Annotated in this window: 19 protein-coding genes; 7 read left to right on the top strand and 12 right to left on the bottom strand. The window is 40.1% G+C overall.

Annotated features, from left to right (window positions below; genetic code table 11):
* Nucleotides 1–305 precede the first annotated feature (305 nt).
* The 11 genes from AACU98_RS03075 to agaR all read right to left on the bottom strand — a co-directional run bounded on the left by AACU98_RS03075 (nucleotide 306) and on the right by agaR (nucleotide 10,336).
* Entirely contained in the window at nucleotides 306–1,376 is a 1,071-nt protein-coding gene (locus tag AACU98_RS03075) for a glycoside hydrolase family 88/105 protein (protein ID WP_161735488.1), read from the bottom strand.
* A 17-nt stretch (nucleotides 1,377–1,393) separates the two neighbouring features.
* A complete protein-coding gene (gene kduD, locus AACU98_RS03070; RefSeq protein ID WP_161735486.1) occupies nucleotides 1,394–2,149 on the bottom strand; it encodes a 2-dehydro-3-deoxy-D-gluconate 5-dehydrogenase KduD in 756 nt (251 codons plus the stop codon).
* A gap of 80 nt (nucleotides 2,150–2,229) precedes the next feature.
* Entirely contained in the window at nucleotides 2,230–3,060 is an 831-nt protein-coding gene (kduI, locus tag AACU98_RS03065) for a 5-dehydro-4-deoxy-D-glucuronate isomerase (protein ID WP_004244203.1), read from the bottom strand.
* Between the two features lie 42 nt (nucleotides 3,061–3,102).
* Nucleotides 3,103–4,272, bottom strand: coding sequence for an N-acetylglucosamine-6-phosphate deacetylase (nagA, locus tag AACU98_RS03060; RefSeq protein WP_046334684.1), 1,170 nt, complete (start codon nucleotides 4,270–4,272; stop codon nucleotides 3,103–3,105).
* Complete coding sequence (gene agaF, locus AACU98_RS03055) at nucleotides 4,269–4,703, bottom strand: PTS galactosamine/N-acetylgalactosamine transporter subunit IIA (protein WP_004244205.1); 435 nt, start codon at nucleotides 4,701–4,703, stop codon at nucleotides 4,269–4,271. The genes nagA and agaF overlap by 4 nt, the downstream gene beginning before the upstream one ends.
* Nucleotides 4,704–4,802: 99 nt before the next feature.
* Complete coding sequence (locus tag AACU98_RS03050; protein ID WP_004244207.1) at nucleotides 4,803–5,693, bottom strand: PTS system mannose/fructose/sorbose family transporter subunit IID; 891 nt, start codon at nucleotides 5,691–5,693, stop codon at nucleotides 4,803–4,805.
* Complete coding sequence (gene agaW / locus AACU98_RS03045) at nucleotides 5,683–6,450, bottom strand: PTS N-acetylgalactosamine transporter subunit IIC (protein WP_004244210.1); 768 nt, start codon at nucleotides 6,448–6,450, stop codon at nucleotides 5,683–5,685. Before agaW ends, AACU98_RS03050 begins: the two co-directional genes overlap by 11 nt.
* Before the next feature lie 49 nt (nucleotides 6,451–6,499).
* Nucleotides 6,500–6,994: a PTS N-acetylgalactosamine transporter subunit IIB gene (gene agaV, locus AACU98_RS03040; protein ID WP_004244211.1), complete on the bottom strand. Its 495-nt coding sequence runs from the start codon at nucleotides 6,992–6,994 to the stop codon at nucleotides 6,500–6,502.
* Between the two features lie 24 nt (nucleotides 6,995–7,018).
* The gene (locus AACU98_RS03035; protein ID WP_004244212.1) at nucleotides 7,019–8,209 is read right to left on the bottom strand and encodes an SIS domain-containing protein; all 1,191 of its coding nucleotides are present in this window, start codon (nucleotides 8,207–8,209) and stop codon (nucleotides 7,019–7,021) included.
* Between the two features lie 12 nt (nucleotides 8,210–8,221).
* A complete protein-coding gene (gene kbaZ, locus AACU98_RS03030; protein ID WP_004248615.1) occupies nucleotides 8,222–9,502 on the bottom strand; it encodes a tagatose-bisphosphate aldolase subunit KbaZ in 1,281 nt (426 codons plus the stop codon).
* Nucleotides 9,503–9,556: 54 nt separating this feature from the next.
* Nucleotides 9,557–10,336, bottom strand: a complete 780-nt coding sequence (agaR, locus tag AACU98_RS03025; protein ID WP_004244214.1) for a transcriptional repressor AgaR — start codon at nucleotides 10,334–10,336, stop codon at nucleotides 9,557–9,559.
* Between the two features lie 536 nt (nucleotides 10,337–10,872).
* On the opposite strand from agaR, the gene AACU98_RS03020 reads away from it, so the two are divergent.
* The 7 genes from AACU98_RS03020 (at nucleotide 10,873) to AACU98_RS02990 (ending at nucleotide 18,436) form a co-directional block, all read left to right on the top strand.
* A complete protein-coding gene (locus AACU98_RS03020; protein WP_004248616.1) occupies nucleotides 10,873–12,108 on the top strand; it encodes an anaerobic sulfatase maturase in 1,236 nt (411 codons plus the stop codon).
* 45 nt (nucleotides 12,109–12,153) lie between these two features.
* Nucleotides 12,154–13,764 carry a sulfatase family protein gene (locus AACU98_RS03015; RefSeq protein WP_004244216.1) on the top strand — a complete coding sequence of 537 codons (1,611 nt, stop codon included), beginning with the start codon at nucleotides 12,154–12,156 and terminating at the stop codon, nucleotides 13,762–13,764.
* Between the two features lie 53 nt (nucleotides 13,765–13,817).
* Nucleotides 13,818–15,293 (top strand): DUF2264 domain-containing protein, encoded by a 1,476-nt coding sequence (locus AACU98_RS03010; RefSeq protein ID WP_004244217.1) that lies wholly within the window; start codon nucleotides 13,818–13,820, stop codon nucleotides 15,291–15,293.
* Between the two features lie 114 nt (nucleotides 15,294–15,407).
* On the top strand, nucleotides 15,408–16,262 hold the full coding sequence (locus AACU98_RS03005; RefSeq protein ID WP_004248618.1) for a tagatose bisphosphate family class II aldolase: 855 nt from the start codon (nucleotides 15,408–15,410) through the stop codon (nucleotides 16,260–16,262).
* Complete coding sequence (locus tag AACU98_RS03000) at nucleotides 16,259–17,230, top strand: sugar kinase (protein ID WP_004248619.1); 972 nt, start codon at nucleotides 16,259–16,261, stop codon at nucleotides 17,228–17,230. The genes AACU98_RS03005 and AACU98_RS03000 overlap by 4 nt, the downstream gene beginning before the upstream one ends.
* Entirely contained in the window at nucleotides 17,211–17,849 is a 639-nt protein-coding gene (locus tag AACU98_RS02995; protein ID WP_004244222.1) for a bifunctional 4-hydroxy-2-oxoglutarate aldolase/2-dehydro-3-deoxy-phosphogluconate aldolase, read from the top strand. The genes AACU98_RS03000 and AACU98_RS02995 overlap by 20 nt, the downstream gene beginning before the upstream one ends.
* A gap of 5 nt (nucleotides 17,850–17,854) precedes the next feature.
* Nucleotides 17,855–18,436 carry a DJ-1/PfpI family protein gene (locus AACU98_RS02990; RefSeq protein ID WP_004244223.1) on the top strand — a complete coding sequence of 194 codons (582 nt, stop codon included), beginning with the start codon at nucleotides 17,855–17,857 and terminating at the stop codon, nucleotides 18,434–18,436.
* Nucleotides 18,437–18,524: 88 nt separating this feature from the next.
* Here the strand turns inward: AACU98_RS02990 and AACU98_RS02985 are convergent, their stop codons facing one another.
* Nucleotides 18,525–19,940 (bottom strand): NAD(P)/FAD-dependent oxidoreductase, encoded by a 1,416-nt coding sequence (locus AACU98_RS02985; protein WP_004248621.1) that lies wholly within the window; start codon nucleotides 19,938–19,940, stop codon nucleotides 18,525–18,527.
* Between the last annotated feature and the right edge of the window lie 147 nt (nucleotides 19,941–20,087).

Below are 20,087 nucleotides of genomic sequence, written 5' to 3'. Positions count from 1 at the left end.
AATCATATCTTCATTTATTATTGATAATAAATCTGTTGTCTCATTTTAATAATTTGTTATGCTCTGCGCCGGGTGCTTGGATCAATCTGGTTCAAGCATTATGCCAATACCAGAAAGAGAAAAGCCCCGGAAAATATACAGTATATTAACCGAGGCGGACTCAAAAACAGACAGTTTGATTCTGCCTCCATTCTTATCGGAGCGCAAGAGGAAATGAAAAAGTCGACTTTTATTTTAGCCAATATATTAGTTAGAAACAAATTAAAAGGAATAGGTATTAAATTACCAATTATTAATATAAAGAGCTAATTATTTAACGTCATTTTTAATACTTCACTACCCGCTAATAAGTATGCTCCAGCGCCATAATCCATATTATGTTCAAACTTTACCTCTCGCGGGTTAAATGCCGGAAGTTGTACCCAACCAATCATACCATTATCATGAATACAGGATTGTAATGCTGACCACGCTCTATGTAATGCGGGAAAATATTCTTCTTTATTTAATTCACCCTGATTTATTCCCCATGCAAGTCCATAACAAAAAAGCGCCGTAGCTGAACTTTCAGGTGCAGGGAAATTATCAGGATCTAATAAACTGGTGCGCCAAAAACCATCTTCATGTTGGTAATCTAGGATAGAACGCGCTAATTGTTTAAACAGTGTTATATAACGATCGCGCTCATGATAATCATCAGGCATATATTGAAGAATGCGAGGAATAGAAGCTAAAACCCAACCAATACCGCGACTCCAAAATACTTTTTCACCATTAGCTTCACGCATTTCATTTCCCTGACCATCAGGAATATAGCGGTGATCGCGGAAAATAAGTCCAGTTTCAGCATCACGTAAATGTTCAATAGCATCCCAATAAGCGGTATGCATATAATCCAAATAACGTCGTTCGCTAATAATTTCAGCCAAAGCAGCAAAACCAGGAGGTGCCATAAAAAGTGCATCGCACCACCACCAGTCTTCACGCCCTAGTTTTGGATCATTTAGCATGATATCAAACGCTTTAATCGTCGGTTCAAGAATTTCAGATTGTTCAAACAAAGGACTTATCGCCAAATAAGCTTGAGCGCAAACATGATCATCCGCAAAACGTGCATTAGGACCTGTTCTAAATCCAGTATGTAAGGTGTAATTTAACACACCATTAAGGTACTCTTTATCTTGTGTCGCTTGCCATGCCGCACTTACACAGGTCCATAAAACACCGCGTTCCCAATCTGTATCTTTAATAAAACGAGTTTTACCACTACGGCGACGAACACTGCGAACTTGATGAGCCGATTGATAACGATAAACCCGTTTCATATTTTGTAACACGAGATCTCTTTGTAAAGCCTCTGTATTAGCGTGTTCCATCCTAGTTCTCCATAAGATTATCGAGCTAACCAACCACCATCAACCGCAATGGTATATCCATTGATATAATCACTAGCTTTAGAGGCTAAAAATATGGCAGGACCTGCGACATCTTCAGGTGTTCCCCAACGCCCCGCTGGAATACGCTCTAAAATAGCAGCATTACGCGCTTCATCAGCACGAAGTGCAGCGGTGTTATCGGTTGCCATATAGCCAGGAGCAATTGCATTTACATTAATATTATATTGTGATAATTCCGTCGCTAATGCTCGTGTTAATCCCATTACCGCGGATTTACTTGCCGTATAAGAAGGAACTCGGATACCTCCTTGATAAGAAAGCATTGACGCGATGTTGATTATCTTGCCACCTTCGCCTTGTTTGACAAACTGGCGAGCCACTTTTTGCGATAAGAAAAACAGTGTCTTTTGGTTAATATTAATCACATCATCCCAATCTTTTTCATTAAATTGCAAAAGATCTTCACGGCGAATAATACCGGCATTATTCACTAAAATATCAATACGTCCCATCACCTTAACAGCCTCATCCACTAAAGTATCTAATCCATCTTGTTGGATTAAATTTTGCGTGATGTAATGAAAACGACGGCCTAACGCTTCGACTTTTTGACGCGTTTCAGGAGCATCTTGAATACCCACGCCAACAATATCCGCACCGGCTTGTGCTAAACCTATTGTCATTCCTTGCCCTAAGCCTGTATTACACCCAGTAACAATGGCAACTTTGCCTGTTAAATCAAATAAATTCATGATTAAAACCTCTAGAAGTGTGGCAATAATTGCCACACTTTTTTTGTAGGAATAAAGAATAAAATGTAATTAATTATCTGTTATTTCAGATCTTTCATAGCAACATGATCCATATCGTGGAATACCTGGTTTTCACCCACCATTCCCCAAATAAAGGTATAAGATGCGCTTCCTACGCCAGAATGAATTGACCAACTAGGACTAATGACAGCTTGTTCGTTGCGTACCACTAAATGACGAGTTTCAGTTGGCTCTCCCATATAATGGAAAACCACATTGTCATCTTTCATATCGAAATAAAGATATACTTCCATACGACGTTCATGAGTATGACATGGCATTGTGTTCCACAAGCTACCCGGCTCAAGCACTGTCATCCCCATGGATAATTGACATGTTGGTAACACTGAAGGATGTAAAAACTTATAAATCGTACGAACGTTACAATTTTCTGCATTACCTAACTTTTCAGGTGAGGCCTGCTGTTGAGTAATTTTGCGAGTAGGATAAGTGTGATGTGCTGGTGCACAGTTAATATAAAAACGCGCCGGTGTCTCTACAGAATCACTGGTGAATTCAACAGATTTGGCTCCCATACCAATATAAATGGCTTCACGAGGGCCAATTTCAAATACCTCACCGTCTATAATAACTTTACCCGCACCACCAATATTAATAGCACCTAATTCACGTCTTTCTAAGAAGAAATCAACACCAAGTGCTTTACCCGCCATTAATGCTAAAGGTTGAGTTGTTGGGACAACTCCCCCAACAATAATCCGATCTATATGGCTATAAGTGAGATTCATTTCCCCTTCACAGAATAGGTTCTCAATCAGGAACTCTTTACGAAGTCCTTCTGTATCAAGCCTTTTAGCATGTTCACTATGAATTGGCTGACGAATTTCCATTATAAATACCTCATTTTTACTGATGGGAGCATAACGAAAAGGTTATGCATTATCCCCGGATACAGAGTAAATATGATTTCCTCTGATGAATGTATCGGTAAGATGAAAACACTCATCCACCACGGCAAAGCTGGCTTGTTGACCTGCTTTGATATAACCCAATTTATCCCCTATGCCGAGATACTCAGCGGGGATCGCCGATGCCATTTGAACCGCTTCCCACTCAGGAATATGTGCAAGTTGCACCATGTTTCTTAACGCACTATCAAGACTGCAAGTGCTGCCAGCTAGCGACCCATCGGCAGTTTTTGCCTGTCCATTGGTGACGGTGACCGTTTGAGCACCTAATGTGTAATCACCATCAGCTAAACCTCCTGCCCGCATACAATCTGTAATTAGGGCAATCTGTTGATATCCTTTCATGCGATATGCCAGTTGCATCATTACAGGGTGAACATGGATACCATCAGCAATAAGTTCAGCTAATACACTGTGATATAACACTGCACCACAACATCCCGGCTCACGATGATGAAGCCCGGTCATGCCGTTATACAGATGCACACCACAATCAGCACCGTGTGAAAAAGCTCGTGAAGCTTGTTCATAAGTTGCTGCTGTATGTGCCACACTTGGTTTAATTCCTCGGCTGACCAACCAATCAATCGCATTCATCGCACCTTCAGCTTCAGGTGCAACAGCAACACGCAATAGCGATCCCCCAGCACTGTCGAGTAATGTTTCTAATTCACAGATGGTCGGCGCTTTGAGATATTTCACAGGGTGTGAACCACGATGGCGTTCTGTAAAATAAGGGCCTTCTAAAAAGCTACCGAGTAACAACGCACCTGTTGCTTGAGGTTTTGATACAAACTCACGGACTTGTAATAGCGCATGACGGATATCCTCCATCGGTGCTGTGACAGTCGTTGCAACCCAAGCCACAACCCCTGTTTTAACCAGCGCATCGGCTATAGTTTGTAGCCCTTGTTGCGTTGCATCCATCACATCAGCCCCTTCACGACCATGAATATGGATATCCACAAAACCGGGTAATAATGATTTTCCTTTTAAGCGAATAACTGGGCAATCTGTTGGTGCTTGTGTGGTGATTGATTCAATATTTTCACCATTAACATGGACATAGCAGAGATAACGGATACCTTCAGGTGTAAAGGTTCTATCTGCTAAAATGGCATATCGCTGACTCATAAGCCGTCTTCTTCTTCAACATCATGACTATCTATTTGTGCCAATTGCTCTCGAATATCTTGAATGCTGTCTTGACCAATTTCGCGTAGCGTTTGCACCAATTCCGTCGTTGAACACCCTTCCCGTTCAAATGCCGCATTAACAATCATGGGTAAATTAACCCCAGCTAACACCTCAACAGAGGGATTTTGCATCATGATTGCCATTGCGCGATTACAGGGGGTACCGCCAGGTAAATCTGTTAAGAACAGATATTGCTGGCATGACATAGCGTTAATCGCTTCACGCATTTTTTGTTCAAGCTCATCCGGAGAAATTGACTCAATAAAATCAATAAACGCGATATTTTCTTGCTCACCAGCAATCGCCTTTACAGCGGATGCCATACCTGTAGCAAAATTAAGATGTCCTGAGACAATAAGACCTATCATGAGTAACTCCTTGCGAGTAGCAGATAGTTCTACTACCCGTTTGTAGCAAGTTAATAATGTATTTCGATTAACAGTGTCGACAATTAGGGCATCTCTTTTTTATAAGAATCCTAATACATGCCCAATAACGCCAAATGCTAGGGTTGAAAAAATCAATACCGGGGGCTTACCCCAAAAACCGGTACTTTTCACCATTTTGTACATTAAGAAAACTAAGCACAGTGGCAGTAAATTCGGCATAATTTTGTCGAAGAGGGCTGTTTGTAATTCAACGACTTTTCCACCAAGTTCCAGCGAGGCGGTGGTTTGCACTTTGATAAAGGTCGCCGAGAGCGCACCAATCACAAAGATCCCCATAATATTTGCCGCTTTCGCTAATTTTTCAGTGGCATCGCTCATATTGACCATTGCCGCAGTACCTGCGCGATAGCCCATAAACATCAGTCCGAAATACACTAAAAAATGCACAATTTGATACAAGAAGAAGAAAACGAAAGGTCCTGCAATCGAGCCTTCCATTGCAATAGAAGCACCTAATGCTAAGGTCAAAGGCATTAAGGTCATATGGTCGATAGCATCGCCAATACCCCCAGTCGGCCCCATTCCTGCCACTTTCATCACATTAACAGTCGATGGCTTTTCTTTGTTCTCTTCCATTGCCACCGCCGTTCCTAATAAAAAGGTAAACAGCTTTGGACTGGCATTAAAAAATTGCAGATGGTTTTTCAACGATGTTGCATAATCGCGTTTATTATTGCCGTGAATTTTCTTCAATGCTGGAATAATTGAGAAAGCAAATCCACCACCTTGCATACGTTCAAAGTTGAAGTTACCTTCCATAAATAAGCCACGGAATGCACACTTCCAAAGTATGCCTTTAGTAATAACTTTTCTGACAGCAGTATCTTGATACTCATCAATGCCATCAATCAAAGAACCTGTTTCTGGTTTATCCTGCGTTTTCAATGCGGTGCTGTTATCAGATACCATCTTCGAAATCCTCATTCTGCTGACTTGAATTTTTATTGTTACCACTAAAGAAGAAGTAGAGTGCGGCGGCTGATGCGCCTAAAATAGCGACGGCCATAATTGGGAGTTTGAGATAGGTTGTCATCACGAAACCAATAAAGAACACACCGGCCACTTCTTTTGACCACATAATTTTTAGAAGCATTGCAAAACCAATTGCGGGTACCATTTTCGCCCCAATACCTAATCCTTCTAATAAGACTTTTGGCGTGTTCTCATCAATCCATTGAGCAGCATGTTCACCAAAATAAACAGTAACAAAAGCGACTAAAGCATAAAGGAGTGAACGGACAATAAGTGTAATAATCAGCAAGCGAGAGATCCCCGCCCCGTCAGCCTTTTCTGCATATCGATCCGCTTTACCCATGGTAAATGCAGTCATAGCAAAGAAACCAATCACCAACATCTGCATTAAAACAGCAATAGGCATACCTATTCCCATTGCAACTTCCGGTGATTGTTTTGTCATTACTGCAAAAGCAACTGCTGCAATGGTGCCTAAAGTCACATCTGGTGGCTGAGCTCCGGCATTAGGTACAAGCCCTAACCATGCAAGTTCTAAGGTAGCACCTGCAATTAATCCTACTTGCATATCTCCCATAATCAGGCCGACAACGGGCCCTGTAATTAATGGTCGATGGATATTTAATGCCACGTCGTACTTATCGATACCGCAAAAGAAGGCCCATAAAGCCACTAAAGAAGCTTCAAAAATCATAAATTATCCTCAAACCTGCCTATAGCAGGTTTTCTTGATCAGGAAATAATCAGGCTGATGCGAGTGTTAGTACATCAACAGGAGTTTGATCTGGTGTGTTTTGGACTGTGCAAGTAACCCCTTTTTCGATAAGACGCTTAAAAGCACTAAGATCTTTTTCATCGATAGAGACTGTTTTCGCAATTTGACGTTTACCTTCATGAAAATGCATATTGCCAACATTACAATGAGTAATAGGCACGCCACCTTCAACTAAACGGGCTACATCAGTTGGGTTATTACACAGAACAAAAATTTTCTGACGAGGAGATGCTTTGCTAATAACATCAATAGTTTTTTGAATAGAGAAAAAGCGAACCGCATATTCGCCGCCAGCAGATGCTTTCATTCCCGCCTGCATAAATGCAGCATTGGGACCTTCAGCAGCATCATCATTAGCGACTAAAATTAGGTTTGCTTCCGTATGTTTACCCCATGTAATGCGGATTTGTCCATGAAGTAAACGTTCATCAATGCGGGTCCAGACAATATTAGGTGTGTTCATAACTAGCTCTCTTATTATATTTTATTAATTTAAAGCAGACTGTGTGTCTTCTGTTTTAAGTGAGAACGGATAAATTGTGACGCCTTGTACAACTCGATTGATTTCTCCGGTTGGAGATGGATTATCAGGCGTATTCCCTAGTGCAATAGAACTGTGAAATGCAAATGATTGCGCCAACATCAAATAAGGGAACAATAGCGCCACATCTGAACAGTTCTCTAACGCTGGAATATAAACAAAACTCTCTGGTGAAAAAGTTTTATCATTTCGTGCGGTGATCGCGATCACCTTGCCTGATGCATTATCGTGAATAACCTCTCGTAATAAATCTGTCTCGTATTGACGTGTATAAGGATCATTAGAGAAAAACATCACCACAAGGGTTTCTTTATTTACGATGGATTTAGGCCCGTGTCGAAAGCCTAATGGGGTATCAAAATTGGCTACGACTTTACCCGCCGTCAGCTCTAACATTTTTAATGCGGCTTCTTGTGCTAGCCCTTGTAATCCTCCGCTACCAAGATAAATAACGCGTTTGAATTTTCCTGCGTATTGATGGCGGATAATTTTATTTGCTTTGTCAAATTGCGCTTTGTAATCACTAAAAAACGGCGCAATAGCATCAGTAAATACACTATCGCCTAAAAAGATAGTGACCGCCGCCATCATCATTGAAGAAAAACTTGATGTCATTGCTAATGAGCGATCGTTTGACTCTTCCGGCATTAATAACGCCAATGCCTTATGACTATTTTGGCAATATTGATAAAGCTGGCCCTGAGGGTTACAGGTTAAAACTAAGTGGTAACATTGCGATAAGCACTTCTTTGCAATATCTAACGCAGCCACACTTTCGGGGCTATTCCCTGAACGAGCAAAAGAAATCAGTAATGTAGGGATATCTTCGGCTAAATATTCTTGAGGATCAGCGACTAAATCCGTTGTGGCAATAGCATCAACACGACGTTTTATAGCTCCCGTCAAAATAGGTGCTAACGCTCTACCGGCAAACGCGGATGTTCCAGCTCCCGTAAGAATTATTCTGCTATTTGATGCCTCCAATGCTTTTTCTAAAAAAGACTCAATATCAGCACGTTTTTCTCGAATTGATAGCCATGTTTTTTTCCAGCACTCTGGTTGCTGGTCAATTTCTTTCGCTGTCCAAAATGCGTTTAACTGCTCAAGTTCAGCGGTTTGATAGCTTAAATATTCCATGGTTTCCCTCAATTAATGGACATTGCACGCATCGGCATAAACCGACAACACATCACGAATTTTCGCAATAACAAATGACTCAGGCGTACCCGCAATTTTCCCCTCTCTAAACTGGGTAAATTGATAAGGCAAATATTGGCTAAGTAAGGGAAGTGGAATAGGCTTAACAGATAAATTATCCATTAATGTATCAATAGCAGTATTAATCTCGGCATCAGGCCAATAATAACGAATACGATCACTAAAACTATAAACACGAGCAAAGGCGAGTTGACGTTCATCACCGTGATAATATTTTTGCCAAAAATTAGGCTCACGGCACATCAATTGTTCCATTTTTTCACGTAATCGAGAGCACTTTTCAAGAGGAAATAATGTTTCTTCAATGGCGCAAAGAGCATATAAACCTTCACGCATAGCAAATGTTAGCGCCGGCCCAACTTTTAAAATAGCAAAGTGATCATGGACGAGTTGCTGATAAGCTTGATTGGTTTGATAATCTGTAGAGTGAGCTTCAAAAACCAGATGAGAATAGTCATTTACTACTTGGCTTAACGCTTGTGCTTTTTCAGATTGATAATCAATAATACCGGTATGATCAAATTCAACCCCAGGCTGTACAACTAAACCTATAACACGAGTCCAACACTCTCCCACACCAGCGTCATAAAATGCTTGGCGATGGCACGCTAATGTTTTACGGGCAGCATCAGGTGAAGTCACCTCAACGGTATCAAGCTCTTCAGCAGCACCACCAGGAACGGGGACTTCTGTGCCAACAACATAAACAATATCACTAAAACCAAATGTCTTTTTGGCGGTATTTTCTGCAATAACAGCAAGACGAGCTGCACGCGATGCCACGATTTCATCTGTTAAAGGAATAGGATCATCTGCACAAGACATACTGCAATCAAGATGGATTTTTTTAAATCCCGCGGCAACATAATGTGCAATAAGTACATCCGCATTTGCCATCGCTTCTTCAGCATTAAGATGCTGCCAGCGATTAGGCCCTAAATGGTCACCACCAAGGATAAGCTTTTCGACAGGAAAACCGACATTTTCCGCTTTCTCAATAACATATTGGTAGAAATCAGCGGGAGTCATACCTGTATAACCACCAAACTGATCAACCTGATTAGAGGTGGCTTCAATCAGCAGAAAGGAATCATCGTCCAGCGCTTGTAATAAAGCAGCTTCTATTACTAAAGGGTGGGCAGAACAAACAGAATAAATACCATTCTGTTTGCCTGATTTATGTTGCTGAACAATCTTTTCTAAAGGATGCATGTAAATACTAACTCCATAATCAACACCGGCGGTGTTGCTAATGGAGTTAGCAAATTACGCTGTCTTATCGTCCACGATGATAACGTCGATTTTATGATCTTTCAGTTCCTGAACATACTCATCAGGAATACCTGAATCCGTCACTAACACATCAATATCACCAAACTCTCTGATCATATGACAGCTGCGTTTACCGAATTTCGTAGAATCTGCAACCGCAATAATCGTTTCTGAGATATCACACATTAAACGGTTAAGACTGGCTTCCTGTTCATTGTGAGTAGTGATACCAACACGTAAATCAAATCCGTCAACACCAAGAAAAACCTTATCGAAACGGTAATTTCTTAGACTATTTTCAGCTTGTGAGCCAGAAAAAGACAATGCACTTTTTCGCAATACACCACCTGTCATTAAAACCTCAACACCTGTGGTATTTGCTAACTCCATTGCGACATCCAGACCGTTAGTCATGACGACTACATTTTCGCGCGACTTTAAATGTGTCGCGATTTCGCGTGTAGTTGTCCCCGAGTCAAGAATGACGGTGTCTCCATCCTTTATCAGCGTTGCGGCAGCTTTCCCGATTAATGTTTTAATGCCCGCATTTTGTCCACGTTTTTCATGGATACTCAGTTCAGCAATAAAGCCTGTATTAGGAATTGCTGCGCCATGAGAGCGAACGATATAGCCATTTTTCTCAAGAAAACTTAGATCGCTGCGGATAGTGACACTTGAGACTTTAAATAATTCAGCGAGATCTTCGACTCTGGTTTTGCCCTGTTGGTTAACCATATCGAGGATTTCCATACGCCTCTCAACTGCCGCTTTCACTTTCGTCTCCTTACGAAACCAAAAGATTTACTTTCGATTGATTTCGAATGTAGTTTACTACGCCAAATTTAACCGACAACGCAAAAAAACAAAACTTTTGATCTCTTTCACAAAGTTTCGATTTCACTGTCGATTGCTTACGATTATTTTCGTGTCATGTCAATGATAGCCTTGAGGGCATCAGTTTCCAATAAATAAAATGATATAAGGTAATGTCACTCTTATGATTACACCATATATAGCTATATAAAATGCCATGAAATAGAGTTAATAGCGAAATATTTCACAAAAATCAGATTAAAAATTCAAAATGATTATTTATTTTCGAAAAATAAAAGAGTCATATCGCTCAAATAATCAAAAGAACACGAAATTATCGCCATGAGAACATCGTTAAATTGAAAATTATTGTGTTATATACTTATTAATAAACTTTCATTTACTTTCGATATTCTATATTTGTGATTTTAATCTCTTTTGTTTTGTAAAAATTTACGTAATGTAACAGGATAAAAAATAAACTCAGGAAATAAATAATGGCATCAAATCAACCTGCTTTATTTCATATGATGGCAAAGCCGACAAGCTACCACTGTAATATTAAATGTGAATATTGCTTTTATCTGGAAAAAGAAAATATTTTTCAAGATGAGACAAAAGAAACAGGCCATACAGTGATGCCTGATGGTGTACTTCGTCGTTATATTAAAGACTATATTCAGTCACACAGTGGCGATCAGGTTGATTTTGCTTGGCAAGGTGGTGAACCAACGCTTGCAGGATTAGCCTTCTTTGAAAAAGTGGTCAAATACCAAAAGCAATTTGCTAACGGCAAGACAATTACCAATAGTGTACAAACCAATGCGATTGCCATTAATCGCCAATGGGCACAATTCTTTGCTGATAACCACTTTCTATTAGGCGTTTCAATTGATGGCATTGAAGCCGTTCACGATAAATATCGTATTTCAGTCAATGGTAGCCCAACATTTGAACGCGTAAAACGCGCCATCAATTTACTAAATGAGTATGGTGTTGAATTTAATACATTAACCGTTGTAAATGATCAAAACTGGAATAAAGGAAAAGAGACTTATCAAGCTTTAAAAAATTTAGGTTCAACTTTTTTTCAATTTATTCCCATAGTCGAAGTGGATAGACGTTTCCCACACACTCATGGCGGACATTATGCTCCCGGTCCTAACGCACAATTAGCGGCTTTCTCTGTTCCCGCTGAAGGTTACGGAAAATTTATGACCGATATATTCAATGAATGGATACGCCAAGGTGATGTAGGAAAAATATACATTCGCTTATTTGATAGCTTATTAGGGACATGGATGGGATATCCTGCATCAACATGTATTCAATCTAAAACTTGTGGTCAAGCATTAATTATTGAAGCCAATGGTGATGTTTACTCTTGTGATCACTATGTTTATCCCGCTAATAATTTAGGCAACATACAACTAACAAGTCTTGCACAGCTCGCAACATCAAAAACACAGCAACGCTTTGGTCAAAATAAATACGATAAACAAACCAACCTTTGCAAACAGTGTGAAGTGCAAAGCTTATGTTATGGCGGTTGTCCTAAACATCGCATTATTGCTATAGAAGGCGAAAAATATCGCCACAATTATCTATGTCACTCTTATAAAAAAATATTTCATCACACGGCAATCGGCATGCAATTAATGCGTCAAGCGATAGCTCGTGGAGGCCTTGCCAGTGATGCACTTGGGGCGATGCAAAAAAACTATCTCAAGTGACTCTTATTTTATTTTATTTCATTTTATTTATTTTGGAGACAATCTGTGACCTTACCTTTTGTTAAAAAAAGCATACTCGCGGGGATCATTGCCACGTCATGTTTAAGCCTTCCAATATCAGCCCATGCTGGTGGCACACCTGAAAAACCGAATGTACTGTTAATCGTAATGGATGATTTAGGCACAGGACAACTTGATTTTGTACTGGATACCTTAGATGTAGATGCGTTAGCTCAGCGACCAACACCTCCTCGTTATAAAGGTGATATCAATAAAATGATAGAAGCCGCACGTATTGCGATGCCTAATGTCAGTGATATGGCAGAAAACGGTGCAAAAATGACTAATGCATTTGTAGCTCATCCCGTTTGTGGCCCTTCTCGTGCAGGTATCTTTACAGGACGCTCACCCGCCAGTTTTGGTACTTACAGCAATGATGATGCCATTTTAGGTATACCCCAAGATATCAAATTGTTACCCTCACTTTTCCAAGAAAATGGCTATGCCACTGCCAGCATTGGTAAATGGCATAATGCAAAAGTTATCCGTAAACCGAAAATAAATGAAAATAAACAAACCCGTGATTATCACGACAATATGATCTCAACCCCTGAAGCGGGTTATGCGCCTCATGAGCGGGGCTTTGATTACGCCTTTAGTTATTATGCATCAGGTGTTGCCTTATGGAATTCGCCTGCATTTTGGCGTAATGGTGTCAATGTTCCTGCTCCGGGTTACACCACCCATCTATTAACGGATGAAACACTAAAATTTATTGATGAACATAAAGATAAACCTTTTTTTATCAATCTTTCTTATAGCGTTCCACACATACCGTTAGAGCAAGCATCTCCTGCTAAGTATATGGATAAATTTGATACAGGGAATGTGGAGGCAGATAAATATTTTGCCGCCTTAAATGCAGCAGATGAAGGTATTGGACAAATCATTGCGAAATTAAAAGAAAATGGTGAGCTAGAAAATACATTAATTTTTTTCTTATCTGATAATGGTGCAGTTAATGAATCCCCCATGCCCATGAATGCCATGGATAGAGGCTTTAAGGGCCAGATGTTTAATGGTGGAGTTAGAGTACCTTTTATTGCTTATCAACCCGGAACTATTCCCGCGGGAACAAAAAGCGATGCGATGATCTCCGCACTTGATATTTTGCCAACCGCGTTACAAGTCGCTGATATTCAAATTCCTGATAGCCTGCAAGTAGAAGGTAAAAATATTATGCCATTGCTTAAAGGTGAAACAACGCGTTCGCCTCATGCTTATCTGTATTGGGCAGGCCCCGGCACTAAGCATTATAGTGAAGAAAACCAAGAGTTTTGGCATGGTTATCATCAATGGATCACCTATCAACGTCAAACGCCTCCAGTAAACCCTAACTTAGAGAAACTGTCTAAAGGTGCTTGGGCAGTGCGTGATGGTGAATGGGCGCTCTATTTTTATGATGATGGTAAAAATCAACCACAGCTTTTTAACGATAACACCGATCCTGGCGAATCAATCGATTTGGCAAAACAAAATCCACAAAAAGTGGCTGAACTAAAAAATGCGTATTACCAGTGGATCAAAGATAAACCTAAACCTGTTATTTGGGGGCAAGATCACTATCAAATACTAGTAGATTCAGCCAAACCTTAAACTCAACTTCCGTTTTGTTTCGCAAGGATGCGTCTTTTTTCTGAGATACGAAAATGGTTATTGAAATTGCATCTAAACCACGGCCTAAACTGCCTTATGAGCACCCTGATGTAAAAATTTATCAACGCTTATTTAAAGAAAACATAATCCGGCGATTAGTCAGAAAATCGGCTTATCACCGTCATGATAATGCTATTGCTGATTTTTTTAAGGATGAGACACACTCTCTTTTTTCGCTCTGTGAAAGACTTACTCAGTATATTACAGAAGCTTTTCATCACTATCAGGTTTGGGGTTATTCCCATGCCTATTACCCCGGTAGTCCTGGTCAACAAACCGTCAGAACCGATGCGCTAGAAGGGGTCAGTCGAGTACTTCCTTTACTTGCCGCATGGACAGTAAATAGCAAAAAAAGCACATTACTAGGTTTAAACCAGCAAATTTACCATTTACCTTCAATGATAAAACAAAGCTTTATTCATGGAACAGATCCTCTTCATAAAGGCTATTGGGGAAAACTTGAAAATTACGATCAACGAATTTGTGAGGCATCTGATCTCGCTCTTACTCTTTGGATCAGCCGTGAATGGGTTTGGGATACGTTATCTTCGGAGATCAAACAGCAAATAATTAACTGGTTTGAACAAGTTAATCACTGCGAAATTGTTGATAATAACTGGCATTTTTTTCCACTAACCGTCCAATTTGTTATTAAAGCACTGACAGGTAAAGATACCATTGCCCATTGGCGTTATGAAAGATTAAAAGAATTTTATGTCGGTGATGGATGGTTTCGTGATGGGGCAAAAGGTAATTATGATTACTACAATGCGTGGGGGTTTTATTATTCTCTTTATTGGCTAGCGCAAATTGATCCACAATTTGATCATGATTTTATTACTCAATCCCTGAATAATTTTAATCAACACTACCTTTATTTTATCACCCCAAAAGGTATTCCTTTTTTTGGTCGTAGTGCTTGTTATCGTCTTGCTGTTTCTGCGCCATTACTCGCAGGCGTTGATTTACAATGCCCTTTTGTCAAAGTTGGAGAGGCTAAACGGGCTTTTGAAAGCAGCTTACGTTATTTTATTTCTCAAGGTGCACTCAAAAATGGCGCTCCCACTCAAGGGCTATTTAATCATGATGCTCGTTTAGTTGATAATTACAGTGGTCCAGCAAGCTCTTTTTGGTCATTACGGGCTGTCATTATCGCTCTTTATTGTGCTGATCGTATTAATTTATGGCAAGCACCATCACTTCCTTTACCTATCGAAAAAAATGACTTTCGTTTCGAAATACCCGCTATCCAAGCATCAATTATCGGGGTGAAAGCAACACAAGAAGTCAGTGTTATTTTTCGAGAGGATTATACACAACAACAATCACCTTTAACTCGCCGTTTAGAAAAACAAACGCGAGTACAAAAAATCACAGAAACTGTAATTGGACAATCAAGACGCCCTAAAAACAACCTATTACGCAAAGGAGTCACCAGTTACAGTTCTAAAATGACACATTTCTTCTGACTTACTTTCATTTGCTTTCGGTGCGAAGGGAATAAAAATGTGATTTAGATCTTTTACCTTTCTATTTCTTTCGTTTATTATTAATCGTAATTAAACGAAAGATGAGAGGCAAACATGTATCTGGTTTCTACTCGTAATATGCTCAATAAAGCACAGCATGAAAACTATGCTGTGCCCGCTTTTAACATTCATAACTTGGAAACTATCCAAGTGGTAATGGAAACTGCGGCTGAAATGGCATCACCTGTGATCTTAGCAGGCACACCTAGCACGTTTGCTTATGCTGGTAGTGATTATTTAATTTCGATTTGCCAGCAAGCGGCTGAGCAATATCGCATCCCAGTAGCACTACATTTAGATCATCATGAAAATATTCCTGATATTTGCAATAAGGTGATTTCGGGGGTGCGATCAGCCATGATCGATGCTTCTCATTTTCCTTTTGAAGAAAACATTCGCCTGGTTAAAGAGGTCGTCAATTTCTGCCATTATTGGGATTGCACCGTAGAAGCTGAATTAGGTCGTCTTGGTGGGCAAGAAGATGATTTAATCGTTGATGCGAAAGATGCGCTATTTACCGATCCTGATTCAGCAGTACAATTTATCAAAGCCACAGGAATTGACTCATTAGCGGTGGCGATTGGTACAGCACATGGTATGTATAAACATGAACCACATCTTGATTTTGATCGTCTACATGCCATCCGCCAAAAAACAGAGATCCCTTTAGTACTACATGGCGCGTCAGGTATTCCTGATACTGATGTACGTCATTGTATCGACTTAGGTATTTGCAAAGTTAACGTAGCAACCGAACTTAAAATTGCTTTCTCTAACGCAATTAAGCAGTACTTTTTAGATAATCCTGATGCCAGTGATCCTCGCCATTATCTAGTGCCAGGTAAAGCGGCGATGAAAGCGGTGGTTGCAGATAAAATTCGCGTCTGTAAAAGTGATGGGAAACTGTGAAAATAAATAGAACTGTCGCCATTATTGGCGAATGTATGATAGAGCTAAGTGGCCAACCTTTTTTGCCACAACAACAGCGTTTTGGGGGCGATACATTAAATACAGCACTGTATTTAGCGCGCCTCATTCCTACATTACATCCGCAATATATAACAGGTTTAGGCACTGATAATTACAGTGCCTTAATGCAAAAAGCATGGGAAAAAGAGGGGATCAACTGCCAGTCAGTGATCACCATTCCCGAAAAACTTCCCGGTTTATATGCCATTGAAATTGATACTTGTGGTGAGCGTAGCTTCCATTATTGGCGTAGTGATGCCGCTGCACGTTATATTGCAACGGACAACCGTTTTGCAACACATCTAGATACCTTGCCCGACGATAGTGTTATCTATCTTAGTGGTATTTCACTGGCCATTTTAACGCCGAAAGGAAAAGAAGCGTTAATCACGCAATTAATCCGCCTTAAACAGCGAGGGCTCACCTTAATTGTCGATTCAAACTTTCGGCCTCGTTTATGGGATCTAATACCTCATGCGCAAGAGTGGTTCGAAAAACTATATCGACTCAGTGATATCGCTTTAGTCACCGGAGATGATGAACAAGCTCTCTGGCAACAACCCAGCCTTACTGAGCAAAAAATTGTCGAACGCCTTCATCAATGGGGCAATAAAAACGTCATTGTTAAACTAGGAGCAAAAGGGGCTTTCTGGTCTGATGGTGAAAATACCGGTTATATCTGCCCCAAACCGATACAGCATGTCATAGACACTACGGCAGCCGGGGATTCTTTTAATGCTGGTTTTATTGCTGCATGGCTACAAAACTACCCTTTGCCTACATGTTGTTTATGGGGAAATACATTAGCAGGATTAGTTATCCAACATCATGGCGCCATTATTCCCCATAACATCACTGATTCATTCTATTCACTCATCAAGGATAACCATGAGACAGTCAATTGTTGATACACTTTCAGTACTGAAAGTGATCCCCGTGATCCAAATTAATCGCGCCGAAGATGCAATTTGGCTGGGTGAAATACTAACCCAAAATCAATTACCTATTGCTGAAATTACCTTTCGTACTCCAGCAGCCGCCAAAGCAATAAAGCTGATGAGAGAACACTTTCCTGAGCTTATTCTTTGTGCGGGTACCGTATTAACAGCGCAACAAGCTGATATAGCAAAAGAAGCGGGTGCAAGCTTTGTTATTTCTCCCGGTTATAATCCAAAAACCGTCGATTATTGCCTTCATAATGGCATTGATATTGTGCCTGGAATAAATAACCCAAGCCAAATTGAAGTTGCTCTTGAGCGCGGTTTAACCTTGCTAAAATTTTTCCCAGCAGAAGCTTCTGGTGGAGTAAAAATGCTAAAAGCAATGGCGGCACCTTACTCTCAAGTTCAATTTATGCCTACTGGAGGAATTAGTCTAAACAATGTTAGTGATTACCTCGCTATCGGGCAAGTTATCGCATGTGGTGGCAGTTGGATTGCTACTACTGAGGCAATTGATAATCAAGACAAACAGACTATTGCTCGCAATATTCAAAATATCCATTCATTACTTAAGAATAAAGGATAAACAAAATGAAACAGGTTGCCGTTTTATTGGCTGATGGTTTTGAAGAAGGTGAAGCGGTTGTTTTTATTGATATCATGCGTCGCCTTGATATTCATGTAGATGTACTTTCTTGCATGGATACACTGGTGTTAAACACCTATTTTAACACTAAGATCAGTGCTGATTACCTATTAACCGAAAAATTCACACACAGTTATGACGCAGTAATGATGCCGGGTGGTCCTAAAGGTACAGATCGTCTATGTGCAAATTCACTCGTGATTGATTTTATTAAACGCCATATTGCACAAGACAAATACATTTGTGCTCTATGCTCTTCCGGTGCAAAAGTATTAGCAGCACATCATCTTCTTGAAGGTCGTTATTACAGCACTGGTGATAAACTTGCTGATAAATATGATGATGGTCATTATCTTGACCAAGATGTTGTTGTTGATGGGAAATTTATCAGTGCCAAAGGATTAGGTGTTAGCTTTGAATTTGCCTTTACGGTAGCTAAATATTTGCTCAGTGATAATGTAGAAAAAGTAGATTGGCAAGCTAATCACATTTACTTTAAACATTGGCCGTTGTCTTACCTTGACTAAATATTAAATAACTAAGCCCTCTTTTTAAACCGCCGTTAATAACAGAGCGGTTTATTAGAGGGCTTTCATTTCTTATCAAAAAAAAGAGTTAGAAACGATACAGACTAAATGGTTTGGCATCTAATACAGGTTTTTTGCCTAATAATAAATCTGCTGTAATTTCTGCTGATACAGGGCTTTCTGTCATTCCCCAACCTGTTGCAGTATTAATAACTAGACCTGGATACTCTTTAACATCAGAGATAATTGGGTTTTCATCTGGTGCAATCGCCATCGCACCACTCCACTGATCAATTAACGTTGATTCTTTAAATGCTGGGAACTCTTTTTTCAGTTTTTCCAGTGAGGCATTTAATTCTGGCAGATCAGGCAGAGCGGTCATATCACGATATTTTTCAAATGGCGACTCTTCATTAAGATCCCAATGTGTTGATTGCATAAAGGAATTAATCAACTGCTCATTTAACGAAATATGTACTGGGAAATCAGGTAAAGCCAGCAGAGGTAAATATTTATAGCCGTAAGTAAATGATTCTTTTACTACCGGAGCAACAATGACACGAGGAGAAGTTGCATACGTTCCATCCGCTTGCTCACGGAAGAAAATTCCGCCGGGTAAAGCAACGTTTCCACCTGGCGCATTTGGTGCTGCGCTAATTAATTGCTGTGATTGATAAGCAGGTAATGTTGGTACATCAACATTTAGGTTCTGCATAAATAAACGTGACCAAACACCACCGGCGACAACAACACGAGAGGTTTTAATTGGTCCTTTTTCTGTTACAACATCAGAAATAACACCAGCTTGCGTTTCTAAACCACGGGCTGCACAGTTTGTGAAAATTTTGATACCCATTTTTTTGGCATATTCTGCCATCACAAAAGTCGCAACTTCAGGATCGAAGCTTCCTGAGTCTTCTTCGAAACCAGCAATTTTCCAATCAGTGGTAGCGCCACGTAAACGCTGTTTTAACTCAGCGCCTTCAATCATTTTTGTTCTAAATGGAATGTCTGAGCCAACATCTTTGCTTTTAGCATCAATCCATTTTCTTACGTTTTCTAAATCTTCTTCATCTAAAGGAACTTCTACACGACCTTGTGTACGATAAGTGGTATCAATACCAACTTTAGCGTTCATTTCACGCCAGCGGTGCTTCCCGAGGTGATGTAATAAGAAGGTTTCATCTGGCATTTTATAGCTAATAGCTTGACCATAGAATCGCGATGATTGTTCGCCGGCAATATTTCCTTTTTCAACGATTGTGACAGATAAGCCACGCTCAGCAAGGTTAATCGCGGTCATGATACCTAAAATACCCGCACCAATTACAACAACATCATCTTGTTTCGGTAATGGACCGCCAGTTCCCTCAACAAAACCATGTCTCGGCGTACCAGGAACAAAACGCCCTTCTCGCGTTAACATAGGTGTTAAAATCCCAGCGCCTGCAGCAACAGCAACCACTGTGCCACCAAGAATAAATTTTCTTCTACTTATTGCCATTTCGAAACAATTCCTTTCATGCAGTGAATAATTATCATTATATAATCACGGCATTTTATTCTATTTGTAACGCAATAGTAAACCAGTTGTGATTATTTTTTTGGTGAATAGTATATGAATGAGCTAATATATTCAAAATGTAAGCAA

It is taken from the genome of Proteus sp. G4380, assembly GCF_963885725.1.
Taxonomy (GTDB): domain Bacteria; phylum Pseudomonadota; class Gammaproteobacteria; order Enterobacterales; family Enterobacteriaceae; genus Proteus; species Proteus mirabilis.
Note: the sequence above shows the minus strand (reverse complement) of the source record. Positions and strands in the feature narration are given on the sequence as shown.

Bases quoted from the DNA above. Each gene is read 5' to 3' on its own strand.
- agaV (WP_004244211.1), bottom strand. From the start codon at position 6,994: ATGAACACACCTAATATTGTCTGGACCCGCATTGATGAACGTTTACTT.
- AACU98_RS03035 (WP_004244212.1), bottom strand. From the start codon at position 8,209: ATGGAATATTTAAGCTATCAAACCGCTGAACTTGAGCAGTTAAACGCA.
- nagA (WP_046334684.1), bottom strand. From the start codon at position 4,272: ATGAGTCAGCGATATGCCATTTTAGCAGATAGAACCTTTACACCTGAA.
- kduI (WP_004244203.1), bottom strand. From the start codon at position 3,060: ATGGAAATTCGTCAGCCAATTCATAGTGAACATGCTAAAAGGCTTGAT.
- AACU98_RS02990 (WP_004244223.1), top strand. From the start codon at position 17,855: ATGAAACAGGTTGCCGTTTTATTGGCTGATGGTTTTGAAGAAGGTGAA.
- AACU98_RS03020 (WP_004248616.1), top strand. From the start codon at position 10,873: ATGGCATCAAATCAACCTGCTTTATTTCATATGATGGCAAAGCCGACA.
- AACU98_RS02995 (WP_004244222.1), top strand. From the start codon at position 17,211: ATGAGACAGTCAATTGTTGATACACTTTCAGTACTGAAAGTGATCCCC.
- AACU98_RS03075 (WP_161735488.1), bottom strand. From the start codon at position 1,376: ATGGAACACGCTAATACAGAGGCTTTACAAAGAGATCTCGTGTTACAA.
- agaF (WP_004244205.1), bottom strand. From the start codon at position 4,703: ATGATAGGTCTTATTGTCTCAGGACATCTTAATTTTGCTACAGGTATG.
- AACU98_RS03010 (WP_004244217.1), top strand. From the start codon at position 13,818: ATGGTTATTGAAATTGCATCTAAACCACGGCCTAAACTGCCTTATGAG.
- AACU98_RS03005 (WP_004248618.1), top strand. From the start codon at position 15,408: ATGTATCTGGTTTCTACTCGTAATATGCTCAATAAAGCACAGCATGAA.
- agaW (WP_004244210.1), bottom strand. From the start codon at position 6,450: ATGATTTTTGAAGCTTCTTTAGTGGCTTTATGGGCCTTCTTTTGCGGT.
- kbaZ (WP_004248615.1), bottom strand. From the start codon at position 9,502: ATGCATCCTTTAGAAAAGATTGTTCAGCAACATAAATCAGGCAAACAG.
- AACU98_RS03050 (WP_004244207.1), bottom strand. From the start codon at position 5,693: ATGGTATCTGATAACAGCACCGCATTGAAAACGCAGGATAAACCAGAA.
- AACU98_RS02985 (WP_004248621.1), bottom strand. From the start codon at position 19,940: ATGGCAATAAGTAGAAGAAAATTTATTCTTGGTGGCACAGTGGTTGCT.
- kduD (WP_161735486.1), bottom strand. From the start codon at position 2,149: ATGAATTTATTTGATTTAACAGGCAAAGTTGCCATTGTTACTGGGTGT.